The sequence below is a fragment of the Anaerocolumna sp. AGMB13020 genome (genome assembly GCF_033100115.1).
Taxonomy (GTDB): Bacteria; Bacillota; Clostridia; order Lachnospirales; family Lachnospiraceae; genus Anaerocolumna.
Genome location: NZ_CP136910.1, coordinates 2,266,356 through 2,279,858 on the forward strand (window position 1 = coordinate 2,266,356; position 13,503 = coordinate 2,279,858).

Annotated in this window: 14 protein-coding genes and 1 riboswitch; all 14 genes read right to left on the reverse strand. The window is 42.5% G+C overall.

Annotated features, from left to right (window positions below; all coding sequences use genetic code 11):
- Nucleotides 1-10: 10 nt before the first annotated feature.
- Nucleotides 11-1,468 (reverse strand): cobyrinate a,c-diamide synthase, encoded by a 1,458-nt coding sequence (locus R2R35_RS08965; RefSeq protein ID WP_317734165.1) that lies wholly within the window; start codon nt 1,466-1,468, stop codon nt 11-13.
- A 172-nt stretch (nt 1,469-1,640) separates the two neighbouring features.
- On the reverse strand, nt 1,641-2,849 hold the full coding sequence (gene cbiE, locus R2R35_RS08970; protein ID WP_317734166.1) for a precorrin-6y C5,15-methyltransferase (decarboxylating) subunit CbiE: 1,209 nt from the start codon (nt 2,847-2,849) through the stop codon (nt 1,641-1,643).
- Nucleotides 2,850-2,960: 111 nt separating this feature from the next.
- Complete coding sequence (gene cobK / locus R2R35_RS08975) at nt 2,961-3,713, reverse strand: precorrin-6A reductase (protein WP_317734167.1); 753 nt, start codon at nt 3,711-3,713, stop codon at nt 2,961-2,963.
- Nucleotides 3,714-3,828: 115 nt separating this feature from the next.
- Nucleotides 3,829-4,551 carry a precorrin-3B C(17)-methyltransferase gene (gene cobJ / locus R2R35_RS08980; RefSeq protein ID WP_317734168.1) on the reverse strand — a complete coding sequence of 241 codons (723 nt, stop codon included), beginning with the start codon at nt 4,549-4,551 and terminating at the stop codon, nt 3,829-3,831.
- Nucleotides 4,552-4,576: 25 nt separating this feature from the next.
- A complete protein-coding gene (locus R2R35_RS08985) occupies nt 4,577-5,608 on the reverse strand; it encodes a cobalt-precorrin 5A hydrolase (protein WP_317734169.1) in 1,032 nt (343 codons plus the stop codon).
- Between the two features lie 8 nt (nt 5,609-5,616).
- Complete coding sequence (gene cobM / locus R2R35_RS08990; protein WP_317734170.1) at nt 5,617-6,366, reverse strand: precorrin-4 C(11)-methyltransferase; 750 nt, start codon at nt 6,364-6,366, stop codon at nt 5,617-5,619.
- A gap of 345 nt (nt 6,367-6,711) precedes the next feature.
- Complete coding sequence (gene cbiD, locus R2R35_RS08995) at nt 6,712-7,899, reverse strand: cobalt-precorrin-5B (C(1))-methyltransferase CbiD (protein WP_317734171.1); 1,188 nt, start codon at nt 7,897-7,899, stop codon at nt 6,712-6,714.
- Nucleotides 7,900-7,958: 59 nt separating this feature from the next.
- Nucleotides 7,959-8,648 carry a precorrin-2 C(20)-methyltransferase gene (gene cobI / locus R2R35_RS09000; protein ID WP_317734172.1) on the reverse strand — a complete coding sequence of 230 codons (690 nt, stop codon included), beginning with the start codon at nt 8,646-8,648 and terminating at the stop codon, nt 7,959-7,961.
- A 17-nt stretch (nt 8,649-8,665) separates the two neighbouring features.
- Nucleotides 8,666-9,445, reverse strand: a complete 780-nt coding sequence (locus R2R35_RS09005; RefSeq protein ID WP_317734173.1) for a sirohydrochlorin cobaltochelatase — start codon at nt 9,443-9,445, stop codon at nt 8,666-8,668.
- A 109-nt stretch (nt 9,446-9,554) separates the two neighbouring features.
- Nucleotides 9,555-10,382 carry an energy-coupling factor ABC transporter ATP-binding protein gene (locus R2R35_RS09010; protein WP_317734174.1) on the reverse strand — a complete coding sequence of 276 codons (828 nt, stop codon included), beginning with the start codon at nt 10,380-10,382 and terminating at the stop codon, nt 9,555-9,557.
- 29 nt (nt 10,383-10,411) lie between these two features.
- On the reverse strand, nt 10,412-11,188 hold the full coding sequence (cbiQ, locus tag R2R35_RS09015) for a cobalt ECF transporter T component CbiQ (RefSeq protein WP_317734176.1): 777 nt from the start codon (nt 11,186-11,188) through the stop codon (nt 10,412-10,414).
- A 31-nt stretch (nt 11,189-11,219) separates the two neighbouring features.
- Nucleotides 11,220-11,516, reverse strand: coding sequence for an energy-coupling factor ABC transporter substrate-binding protein (locus R2R35_RS09020; protein ID WP_317734177.1), 297 nt, complete (start codon nt 11,514-11,516; stop codon nt 11,220-11,222).
- Nucleotides 11,506-12,267, reverse strand: coding sequence for an energy-coupling factor ABC transporter permease (locus R2R35_RS09025; protein WP_317734178.1), 762 nt, complete (start codon nt 12,265-12,267; stop codon nt 11,506-11,508). Before R2R35_RS09025 ends, R2R35_RS09020 begins: the two co-directional genes overlap by 11 nt.
- A 282-nt stretch (nt 12,268-12,549) precedes the next feature.
- Nucleotides 12,550-12,745: riboswitch (cobalamin riboswitch) on the reverse strand.
- A gap of 386 nt (nt 12,746-13,131) precedes the next feature.
- Entirely contained in the window at nt 13,132-13,497 is a 366-nt protein-coding gene (locus R2R35_RS09030; RefSeq protein ID WP_317734179.1) for a hypothetical protein, read from the reverse strand.
- Nucleotides 13,498-13,503 lie beyond the last annotated feature (6 nt).

A 13,503-nucleotide genomic window follows, 5' to 3' on the forward strand; every position in this document is an offset into this window, starting at 1 on the left:
CTTGCACCTTTTATCTTCCATATTCTTCTGCTTTCTTAAGATAGCGCCAGGCAGCTTTTACATTGCCAGGAAAATAAAGATGGGGAAATCCGGCATACATTCTATCCGTTGCAATTACTTCTCTCCATTCCTGTCCATTGGAGGCTTTCGTTACCAAATAATCCTCACCGATTATATCGCTATCCCAATAGTGAAATTCATGGGCTCTCAGGCATTCACCTTTTTCAGCCAGCAGACTGTCCTTCTCTGCCTTCAACTCCACATAACCAAAACGTCTTAACCTGCCTGTGGGAAAGGCTTTCCCGGAAAATGTCCCCACCATTTCATATACTTTGCCTTCCTTATCCTCCAATTCCTTTTGAAGATAAAGAAAACCTCCACATTCCGCTATCACAGGTATCCCCTTATGAATACACTCTCTGATTTCTTCTCTTATGGATATATTTTTACTTAACCCCTCTCCATGGAGCTCAGGATAACCCCCTCCCAGGTAAAGCCCTGAAAGCTCCTTCGGAAGCCTGTCATCCCTTAGCGGACTGAAAGGAATAATTTCTCCGCCTAGACTTTCTAACAGCTTTAAATTTTCCCTATAATAAAAGGTAAACGCTTCATCCATGGCTACGCCTATCTTTACAGGTCTGGTTACAGATGTCTGGTAAATGTTTCGGTATAAGGAACTATTTCCTTCGGAATAACCAGATAAATCACTTTCCGTATTAGTTTTTGATGGTTTAGCCGGGTCATGATTTCCACTTCTTTCTATATATGTAGAATATTCTACAGCCGTTGCCTCCGATGCAAGCTCCAGTAAGCCTTCTATATCCACCGTTTTCTCAAGCTCGTTGCTCAATCGGGAAAGAATATCACCCAGGTTCTGGATTTCCTCTGCCATCAGCAATCCCAAATGACGGCTCTCTATGACGATATCCTTAAGTTCCGGTACGTAACCAAAGCATTTCGTCCCCAGTTCCACACATTTATTTTGGGCTGCTTCATAAAGCACAGGAGATAAACGGTTGAAGATTACACCGGCTATCCTACTGTCTTTCTTATATTTTAGAAAGCCCTGCAGCAAAGCTCCGAGGGAGTTTCCCATTCCTTTGGCTTCAATTATCAGTATGACCGGTGTAGCTGTAAGGGAAGCCACCTCATAGGAACTGCTTTGTTCTGTGAACCCAATACCATCGTAATAACCCATAACGCCTTCCATTACTGAGATATCACTATCCTTACTGCCTTCCAGGAATACTTCTTTTACAGCTTCTTCTCCCGAAAGAAAGATATCCAGGTTATAGGACTTTGTTCCAATAACCTTCCTGTGAAACATAGGGTCAATATAATCCGGTCCGCATTTAAAGGAGCTGATTACCATTCCTCTCTCCTTAAGACACCTTAAGATTCCGCAGGTAATAGTGGTTTTTCCAGTTCCGCTTTTGGTTCCGGCAAACATAATTCGGTTTCTTTTCATTTTAACCTCTATTCTTGCGCACGTTCTTTGCGCATACCAAGTTTGTGGTGCTCAAGCACAAACTTGCGGTTGAAAATTTATTATTCAATCGAACCCCCACTCGCGCTTTGGCGTATGCTGGATACCATTCGTTCCTTGGCATCCTCCCGCCATTAGTGGAAATTGACTGTTTCTATGTATTTCCCTTGCCCCTGCCTTTGATGATAAACACTGGATTTTGTGCAGAAAGCATGTGATAAGGCCCGGCGGTTTTGGTTTTTGTAATGGCTGCCTGTAATATTTCCATATCAGTTATTTCGAATCTTTTAAAAGCCTCCAGGGCTTCACTTACGGTTTCCAGCGTTATGGCGTTTAGTACCAGCTTTATGGAAGGATTTCTTTTCAGTAATACCTCCAGTATTTTGCTCAGTTTACCTCTGCTGCCACCGATAAAAGCAGCATCCGGCATCGGTAACTCCTCTAGGCAGTCCGGCGCACTTCCCTTAATCACCGTAAGATTCTTTAGAGAGAATTTATCCCTGTTTCTTTCGATGAGCTGGGCCCCTTCCTCTTTCTCCTCCACAGCATAGACCCAGCCGTTCTTTAACAGCAAAGCTGCTTCCACGCTTAAGGAACCGGTGCCGGCTCCGATGTCATACAGGATATCGTTATCTTTCAGCAAAAGTTTGCTTATTGAAAGAAGCCTGACCTCGCTTTTCGTCATAGGGATATCGCCTCTTATGAATTCTTCATCGGGTATACCAAGGTGATATTGGTTTTGGCAGAAATTATTCCTTATAAACAAGGAAGCTAACGTTTTCTCTCCCATAACCGACAACTCAGCCGGCGTCACCTTTATTACTTCCTCTTCTGCATAAGACAATGCTGTCCCCACATAGATATCAAGCTCTAAAAGACCCGCAGCCATTAGTTCCTTACCGATTTCGGAGAGTCTTCCATCTGTCAGAAGAAAGGTTTTAGAATGCCCTCTTACTGCCCTTGTAAAATCGCAGCTTTTTCCGTGCAGGCTTAAGATACAGGCATCCTCCCAGGAGACTCCAAGAAGAGCACTGAAATAAGAAACTGTGGAAATACCAGGTATAACCTTAACCTTATATTCACCATTTTCCCTTAAGGTTTCTGCTACTTTACCTGCCCCACTATAAAAGCCTGTATCTCCTGAGAAAAGTATCGTATACTGCTCATAAACAGAAGCTTCGATGAACTGCTTGATTTCCTGAGGATTGTAGGATGTAAAACTCTCTCTGCCATCACAGGAGACGGCTTCCAGCATCCGCCTTGCACCAATGAGTACCTGTGCATTTTCAATGGCCTTTTTACCTTCCTGCGTAAGTGTGTCTGGGTTCCCCATTCCAATTCCAACTAAGTTGATTTTTTTCATAACTTCCTCTCTGCAAGTGAATCATATTTTCGTACTACCACTTATGTACCAAGGATTATCCAAACCGATGAAACACGATTTAAGGGAAGGTGTATTCTCCCTCCATGTTCTTTAACCGTTCCACGCTGTCAGTTTCTTAATAATCTCTTCTACTGAAAAACCAGTTTCTTCTTTGGGTCGTTGTATTACGATAACTTTGGCGCCTGCCATTCTTCCGCCTTCTGCTTTTTCTTCATATCCCCCAAGACTTCCGCCTTCTTTGGTAACTAAATACTTTCCATTTATCTGCTTTAGCATGGCATAATTCAACTCCTTATGAAAGGGTCCCTGCATGCATATGATATTCTTTCGCTGATAGCCCAGTTCTAAGCAGTTCCTTAAAGCATCCGGATCCGGAAGTATTCTTATATAGAGCCTGTCCTGGTAAGCCTTTACTCTGGTATATTCTTTTAAATCCTTGCTCCCTGTTGTAATCAGAGCATTTCCTTCATGATTATTTAGGAACCGGATGGTTTCCTCCATATCCTTTACTTCTATTATTCCTTTAACAGACAAGGTTTCCCTTATAACCCTTAGCAGGGGAACTCCTGCTGCTTGTGCAGCCTGTTTGATATTCTCCGTTACATCACAGGCATATGGATGTGTTGCATCTATAATAACTGTACTCTCTTCTTCCCTTATGAGAAGTTCCATCTGCTGACTGTTAAGACGCCCTTCTTGAATACTGCCCCAGTCTCCTTTTTCCAACAGATTCTTTCCATACTCTGTAGCTACGCAGGCGGTAACAGGGAGTTTCTTTTCCACACAGTATTCATACAAGAGCCTTCCTTCTGTGGTCCCTGCAAAAAGTAAGATTTTACTCATGTTTTCCTTTCTTTTGCCATATCCGTTTCCTAAAACTCTGACAAATCCAGCTTTGTTTAACTTCAAATAAGCCAGCCTCTAAAATCTGTGAATACCCTACACCGTGTATTATACGTTATACGGAATAACCCCTTGGTGTAGCCATGGAATTGTCTATGCGAAGGGTATTGGAATTTCCAATAAACACAGTGGTAAACATATCCACCTCCCGCTCCCTTAACTCTGTCAGAGTGAGTACTTCTGCTTCTTCTCCTTCTCTCCCAATATTACGGGTAATACCGCAAACAGTATCTCCCTTCCGGTATTGCAGCAATATATCACAGGCTTTCATGAGATGATCGGCCCGCTTCTTGCTGGAGGGATTATAAAGGCTGATACAGAAATCCCCCAAACCTGCACACTGCAGCCGCTTCTCGATTACTTCCCAGGGTGTGAGGAGATCACTTAAGCTGATGACTGCAAAATCATGGTTTAAGGGGGCACCTAAGAGGGCAGCGCCACTTAAGGCAGCTGTAACACCTGGTATTACCTTGAGCTGAACAGAAGGATATTCTTTTTTCAGTTCAAAGCAGAGGCTTGCCAGTCCATATACCCCTGCGTCTCCGCTGCAGATTAAAGCGATATTTATACCTTTCGCTGCTTCCTCCATCGCCAGGCGGCATCTGCTTACCTCCTGTTTCATAGAGGTGCTGTAGTATTCTTTGTCCGGAAAATAAGGCCTGACAAGTTCTACATATGTAGTGTATCCGGTAATAACCTGGCATTTTTCTAATACCTCGACAGCCTGTTTTGTCATATATTCAAGGGAGCCTGCCCCAAAGCCAACTATATAAAGCATATTATCCTCTTTTCTTCTGATTTACTTAGAATTCAATTCTGAATTCCTTCTCAAAGACTGCCATTGCAATTCCTGCACCAGTAGTCTTTGGCAGCAGCTGTTTTCCATAATGGCTTGCTAGAGCACCGCTTCTTTCACAAACATTTCCTACGCCTGCCGTTTCCTCTACAAAAGGAGAATGTTTAAATTCCCCTGTCACTGCCGATAGTTCTTCTGCTGAATAAAAGGATGTCTGCGCTTTCAATTTGTCTGCCAATTCATGAACTCCGGGTTCTTCCCTTTTTAAATCCACCGAACAGATGGCAGAGATTCTGGTAATATCAATGTCGGCCTGGCTGCAGACCTCCGTCACCCTTTTATACAGCGCCATACTTGTAACACCTTTACGGCAGCCTATGCCAAGTACAAGGTTCTTAGGTACCAGATGCAGGGTGGTTTCAAAAGGTGCAGCGTTTATGTCGCAGCCAATATAGATGCCAACCTTTTTCACTCCCGGCTCCAGGCCAGCCGGCGGTTTGCCAAGCAATGGATACTCACTATAGATTCCTACCGCTTCCCCGGCCAGGAGAGCTGCAGAAATTGATTTTATCCTGGGAATTTCCTTTATTAACAGTTCATGCTGGCCCGCAAATAAATCCACCGCAAATACACCATTTAAATCCGTTGCAGTCGTTATAACCGGTTTCGCTTTTATTAACGCTGCAACCTCCCTGCACATTTCATTGCCTCTGCCAAGGTGGCCTGAGAGCAAAGATATAACGTAATCTCCCTTCTCATCCAGCACCAGGACAAAAGGGTCAACCTCTTTCCCCTGAAGGTAAGGAGCAATACTTCTTACTGCGATACCACAGGCACCTATATAAATGATACCTTCTCTGCTTTCAAAAAGATTACCGGTAAGAACTCCGATATTATCAAAACTTCCGATTTCATCAGCGGGTGTTGTGGAATATCTCTGAAACCTCTCCACATCATGTCCGATATTTCTTAAGGCCTGGCAAAGGCAATGGTTAAGCTTATTTCCGCCTTTGGTAAAGGATATTACTGTTATTTTCATAAGCCCCTCTATTCCTGTCCCTTCCGGTACTCCGTAGTAAAGCTTTTATCATAAAGCTTTGATAATTCATAATCATTTCCCAGAGAGTCGCCTACTACGATTAATGCTGTTTTCTTTATTCCATTATCTTCCGCCAAAGCTGATAACTCTTTTATCGTTCCTCTTGCAATCTTTTCATCCGCCCAGCTGGCTTTATAAACAATGGCACAGGGGGTATCTTCCAGGTAGCCTCCCGCTATCAGTTCTTCGGACAGCTCTTTTGTATAACTGACACTTAAGAATATTACCATGGTCGCTTTATGAGCCGCCAAGGCCTTTATGGATTCTCTTTCCGGTACCGGCGTTCTGCCTGCCATTCTGGTTATGATAACGGTCTGCGTAACTCCCGGTAAGGTATACTCTGTCTTAAGGGCTGCTGCCGCACCAAATAAGCTGCTGACCCCCGGACAGATATCATAGGCTATATTCATACTTTCAAGTGCATCCATCTGCTCACGGATAGCACCATAAATACTCGGATCGCCGGTATGTAGGCGAACAATCTCTTTCTCCCTGTTATTATCAATGACTTCCAATACCTGGGGCAGTGTCATGTAGGCACTATCGTAGAGAACGGCCTCCTCCCTGGCATACGCTAACAGTTCCTTATTAACCAGAGAGCCGGCATATATAATTACACCTGCCTCCCCCAGAAGCCTTGCGCCTCTCACTGTTATCAAATCCGTGGCTCCGCTGCCCGCTCCTACAAAATGGACCATAGTTATCTTTATCCTTTCTATTAAGAAGTTATAACTGCTTGAATCTAAATCTGATTAAATCAAATATCTGGTTGAATCGATATCTGGTTGAACGATAAATAGTTGAATTGATAAATGGTTAAATCGATATCCGATTTAATCTATCTGGCTAAATTTATATCTGGTTAAATCTATATCTGTGTTAAATCTATATCTGTGTTAAATCTATATCTGTGTTAAATCTATATCTGGTTAAATCTATATCTGGTTAAATCTATATCTGGTTAATCTATATCTGACGAAATCGATAGCTGGTTGAATCGATATTACGGCAAAGCAAATTTTACTTTCGAATGGTCAACAAGCTTAACGCAACTGCTTCATCAGCCTCTCTGCATCTGTAGTTTTTCCAAGAAGACCGAATTTATTGGAAAACAGGACAGCACCTATTGTTAATCCATCATACGCTCTCTTCTTTAGATAATACTCTATTTTAACCATTAAGATATCAATGGCTGCTTCCATTTTCCCCTGCTCCTTCAATACTGCTAAGGCTTCCTCTGTGGTAACACAGTCCAGTATTTTGCTTAATACGTCCGTGTCACAGCCCGCCTTTAAAGCACAGCTGCACAGGATTTCCTGTCTGGCATCTCCCCATTTGGAGTGGGTATTCATAATTCCGGCTCCGAGCTTAACCAGCTTACCGATATGTCCAATCAGCAGAAATCCCTTTAATCTAAACTCATATGCCATATCAATAGTATCCCCGATAAAATTACTGCACTTTACCATATTCTCTTCGCCAAAATTCAACTCACTTCCTGCAAAGGCTTCACCATAATTTCCAGGTACTACTGCCAAAGTGGTAACCCCTTTGGCCGAGAGCATTCTTATTTCCGTTCGTATCGTATCCACAAGAGCCTTTTCACTCATAGGCTCAACGATACCGCTGGTTCCGAGAATGGAAATACCACCGGTAATCCCAAGTCTAGGATTAAAGGTCTTTTCTGCAAGGCGCTCTCCTTCCGGAATTTCAATTATTACACGGAGACCACCTTTATAATCCGCTTCCTCACAGATCTCCTTTACTTCCTTTTCAATCATCTGCCTTGGCACCCTGTTAATGGCAGCCTCACCAACCGGCTGATCAAGTCCTGTCCTGGTGACTCTTCCGATTCCCAGCCCTCCGTCAATGGTTATCTCCCTGTCGGTTTTACTGACAGTAGCATAGACCAATACTCCGTGGGTAATGTCTGCATCATCTCCGCCATCCTTTTTAACCGAGCAGGTAACCGAAGATACCGTTTCAGTAAAAAACTGCTTATCATCAAGCTCTGATAGTGGTTTTTTCCTGTAATCTGTACGGTTATGTTCTGTGGTAATGATATCCAGGGTAAGCACGATTCCTTTTGGAGTATCAATGGTTACTCGCCGGGCATCTTTTTGCAACAGCAGCCCTATAGCTGCCGCTTTTGCTGCAGCTGCTGCACAGGAGCCTGTTGTATAACCGCATCGCAGTTTTTTATTATCCTTATAGATATACAATTCCTCCATGCTGCCTCTTTCCGGATTATTTATCCTTGATTTATCTGTCTTATCCTGCTCTATCTGTCCTATTCTTTTATGATAATAAGGGTAAAATAACCTGCTTCAGCCGGGAAATCTTCTATTCTTTCATAGATTCTTTCCTCTGCCATTCCACAATTCTCTGCCATCATGGCTTGTAAGCCCATTTCTTTGATTCGCTGCACCAACTCATTGTATTTCCTGCCTGACTTCATAATAACTTTTGTCCCTGGCTGTCTAAGGGTCTCTTCAACATCATGAAGTCCGGGAATAATATGTATCTTTTCACTTCCGGCAGCAAGGCTTGTCTGCAAGAGAGCTGCTGCATTACAAAAGGAAGTAATTCCATTAATCGTACAGGTGCTTAAGCCCTTTTTCTTAAGGCGTTCCTCCAGATAACCATAGGTGGAATATACCGTTGGATCACCCAGGGTAAGAAAAGCAACACTAATACCTCTTTCCAAATATTCCTCTACCTTAATAGCACAAGCATCATGGCTTTGCTTCTGTAATTCCTTATCCATGGTCATCGGCATGGGCAGATAAAGGATTTCTTTCTCCTTAAGCTCCGGTATGGCTTCTGCTCCTATCCTATAGGATACACAATCTTCTTTCTTTTCGGCAGGTAAGGCGATAACCGGACACTCCTTTATAATTCTTACCGCCTTTAGTGTAAGCAGTTCCGGATCCCCTGGCCCTACACCAATGCCATAAAATACAGCTGTATCTTTCTCCATCTTTTCTGCCTCCTCTTTTATAAACGAATTGCTGCTTTTGCATGTTCTGCAAAGATTTCCTGTATTCCTTTGTATTCACCTAACCCCTTTAAGATACATTCCACTTCAAAACCCTCCTGTAAGAGCATCTCCTTCCAGGAATCCTCCTCACCTGCCATATCGTTGGCGGCATGATCGCCTGATACCACCATAAAGGGAGCAAGACAGACACCTTTATACCCTTTCGCCTTTAATCTTGGAAGAATGGTTTCAAGAGAAGGATACGCCTCTACCGTTCCCACATAAACATGCTCATAGCCTTTGTCCCTAAATACATATTCCAAGGCCGCATAGGAGCTGTTCGTATAATGACTTGTCCCATGCCCCATAAATATCAGGGCTTTCTCTGCACTTCCGGTATCCATTTCTTCTGCTACTTCTTCTACTGCCTTCCGATAATCCTCTGTACTGCTAAGGAGAGGGTTTCCAACCTTTATGGATACAAATTCCTGTGCCTTCGTTCTTATATCCTCAATCATACGGTCATTTTCTACCCCATGGAGAATATGAGTAGGCTGTACGATAACCTCACTGATACCGTCCTCCGCCATCTGTTTTAAGGCCTGGGCTACTGTAAATATCTCCATCCCATCCCTCTCTTTCAGAATTCTGATAATCATTTTGCTGGTAAATGCACGGTAAAGCACATAGCCCGGAAAAGTTTCCGATAATTTTTCTTCTATCTTGACGATTGTTTTTTCCAAAGTGTTTAAATGACTGGTTCCAAAACTTACAACCAGCAAGCCTTTCTTCTGCATAATCTGCTCCTATCTGTGTGATTCATTAATATCTATGTTTCAATAATATCTATATTTCATTAATTTCTATATTTCATTAATATCTATGTTTCAATAATATCTATATATTTCAGTCTGTCAGATAACCTTCCAGTTCTTTCAGATTTCTTGGTACAGGAAGGGTTTCTTTTAGAATTTTTTTCTCAATTAATTTATTGAACAATGTTATGACCTCCGGCTGACTAAGGTTGGTTTCCTTTAGCAGTTCCTCCTCCTGGAAGATATCTGCCGGATTTCCTTCTCTTATGATATTTCCGTCTTTCAGCATTACGATTCTGTCAGCCCATTTCAGGGCAAAGTTCATATCATGGGTTGCCACTATAACAGTTATGCCTTTCTCCGGAAGTTCCTCCAATTTTTCATTTAATAGCTTCGTATGTAATGGATCCAAGGCTGATACCGGTTCATCCATAATCAATATCTCCGGTTCCATGACCAATATGTCAGCTAAAGCTACCTGCTTTTTCTGTCCTCCGCTCAATGCATGGGTTGGTTTGTGGCGAAAAGGCGTTATACCTAACTCCTCAATCACATTATCTACTCTTCGTTTTACCTCCTCCTGGCTTAACTCCAGATTACAGGCACCAAAGGATATCTCCTGATAGACACTGGAGGCAAATAGCTGATTATCCGGATCCTGAAATACAATTCCTACTTTGCTTCGAAGCTCTAAAAGTTCTTTTCTCTTATATATAACCGGCTTCCCTTTATAGTTTATCGTTCCACTCTGGGGTCTTAAAATCCCGTTGAGACATAAAAACAGTGTGGACTTGCCAGACCCGTTCCCACCTACAAAAGCCAGCTTTTCTCCTTGCCTGACTGTAAGACTTAGTCCATTTAAAGCTTTCGTTCCATCGCTGTAAGTATAAGTAATCTTATCGATTTCTAAGACATTCATATGTTTCTCCAATTCCTGGGATTCAACTCTCAAACTATATTTTTTAGAGAATAGCTGCATATACCTAAAACAGTGACTAATAGAATTACCGCTGCTATTTCGCCTTTTCCGGCCTTCTTCTTCTCCCATAAGACCTTTATGGTACCATCGTAACATCTTGCCTCCATCGCATCATAGAGCGAGGAGGATTTCTTCATCGCCCGGATAAAGAGAATAGAAAACAGCCCTGTGCTTCCCTTAAGCGCGGTCCTGAAACTGCGGTTGCCCAGTCTGCTCTCCTGGGCCGTGGTTATCCCTGCCGCTGTCTCATAAAGCACAAAGATAAAGCGGTAAATTAACAACAATAATTCCGATAGAACTGTGGGACAACGAAGCAGCTGAAGTACTCTCAGGATATCCGTAAATGGTGTCGTCAAAGAGAGAAAATACAGACAGGTTACTGCCCCGAAAGCCGAAGTGATCAATTGCAGTCCAAAAATAAGTTTATCACTTTCAAAGTAATAGAATAATCCAAAGATTTTAATAAAGGGTTCCTCAACCTCATGTTGTGATATTCCAAAAAGAATAGTGACAGTACTGAGAAGCAGAAAAGCGAAAGGCACGCACATAAGTCTTATGTAATCAAATACAGGCGTTCCTCCCAGAATTACGGTCAGCCCTGTCATTAACAGGAGAACCAGAAAGGAGAATAAAACTGATCTTGCAGCTACACACATCAACAGGGTAGTAACCGCAAGAAATGCTTTTAAGACCGGACTTTTATCCCTAAGCCTGGACGAATAGGATAATTTATCAATTAACAGCATATTTTGTTCTCCCTTCAGCTCATCACGAATTTTATTCTTTTGTGTACTTCCTTCTTTCCTTCAGTACGCCAATACCATAGCCAAAGATACCGGCACCAAGAGCTGCCTGAAGACAAAATAGCAGGGATTCCGTCTCCCCGCCCGGCGGCTCGTAAACAGGTGAAAACCAGGGGGTATATTCCTCCCCACCGGTAAGCTGGCTGATTGCCTGAGACGCCGCATCATCAGAACCACCGAATTCGGAATCTTTGATTACTATCAGCGGAACCACTGCAATAACAACACACAATAATATTAAGAGAATTGCTTTCTTTCCATTACTGTTCATTTTTGATTCCTCCCTTCATAAAGCCGATTTCCTTCAGCTCATTGCCTGCATAGGAGCTAAGTGTCATTACAACCAGTGCTGTTACAATACCTTCAATAATTGCAATCGGCACCTGGGTAACCGCAAAGATACCCATAAATTTAACCATGGAGGCTCCCACACCACCTACTTCTGCCGGGTAAGCAAGGGCAAGCTGCAGAGAGGTAACGCAATATGTAAGCAAATCACCGAGTGCAGCAGCCAGAAATACTGCCGTGAGCTTTGGCAATTTACATTTCAAGCTGAGCTTATAGACAGCATATGCCACAAAAGGACCGGCAATTGCCATAGAAAAGGTATTGGCCCCAAGGGTTGTAAGTCCGCCGTGAGCCAGTAATAGCGCCTGGAATAGTAAAACGATAACACCAAGGATACTCATTACGCTTGGTCCAAATAATATGGCTCCAAGACCGGTACCGGTAGGATGGGAGCTGCTGCCCGTAACGGAAGGTATTTTAAGAGCGGAAAGCACAAAGGCATAAGCTCCGCACATTGCCAGTACAATCAGAGCTTTTCTGTGTTCTGTAACAATTCGTTTCAAATTAAAATAACCGGCTGCAAAAAAAGGAATGCAAATTATCCCCCAGGCTATACAAAATTTCAGGGGAAGATAACCCTCCATAATGTGCATGGCATTTACTCTGGGTGTAATTGAAGCACCAAGACAGATGATTGCCAAGGCCACCACAAATTTTTTCTGTTTCTTATTCATTTTTTCTCCAATCCTGCACTTTCATTTGTGCACTCAATATGTGCCTGGAATTTTCAGGCACAACTTTGCCGTTGAAAGTTTACTCTTTCAATCTTCTCCCATTCATAAGGCGAATCAGCCTTCCTCATGGTATAACTGATGTAAATAAAAAATACCCTTACACGCTGCTCACATTCGTATACGAACGATTGCAGGGTGAAAGGGTACCCTAAATAGTTTCCTGTTAATACCGGTCAATACAGGAAATGATTGCATACACAGAGCCATCGTCCGTAACTTGTGTATAAAACATACGAAAAGGCAGGTCTTCTGACTCAGGCTTCCTTGCAACAGTTTATCTTCCCATCTTGTGACAGTGATTATGCGGTAACTGTTACTCTTCCTTTACAGCGGCGGGACCGTATGGGCTTTTCACCCATTTCCCTATTATCTTGTCTGCATTTTAAATGCTCCAAGCACCTTTTAGTATTTATATTTCTTTTAAAGTGTATCATTATGGAGGGGTTGTGTCAATCTAAATGGAGGTGAGGTTATAAGACGTGGGGTTGTGGCAGTGGACGAAAACCCGGCTTCCTCTTTGTACGTTTTTGTTCGGATAAGAACCCTTATTCCACTAATACTTCCGTAATTGCTTAGGACAGTTCCGAATAAACCAAACTCGCTAATGAACCATCTATGGTGTTCGTATGGTCTCTTGAAGCTCAAACAGTGGTTTATTCGGAACTTGGCGCAATTACGGAAGTATAAGTGTCATAAGGAACCTTTCCGAGACAAAAACTTCCAAAGAGGAAGCCGGGTTTTCTGACCTTTTTAAGGCTCTTTGCAATAATATTCAATACAAGACTGCTTTTTATATTGGGTTTTTTATTTCTTCTCGGTTTTTATTACGTAGTCTCTGGCTCCTTCTATTCTCTTTACAGTTAAAGAATAACCGCCTTCGAGAATTCCTCTGGTGGTAAAGAAGGGCCTTATCTGCTCTTTTAAAGCTTTAGCCAGTTCCTGGGGAGTCTCGTATTCGGATACATCCAATTCTTCAATTAGTTTTAAGGTTTCTTTGATTCCATAGAGCTGCTTTTCATATATTGTCAGGTTTCCATGATATATAAAACTCTTTATGGTCCGGTTGGCATGGTCTTTGTGGGAGGCTTCTATATATTCTGTAATGTCATTTATCAAATCTTGCAACTCTATTTTTACGATGTCCAAATATTTACTCATTTTTCGTACCATTGCAGC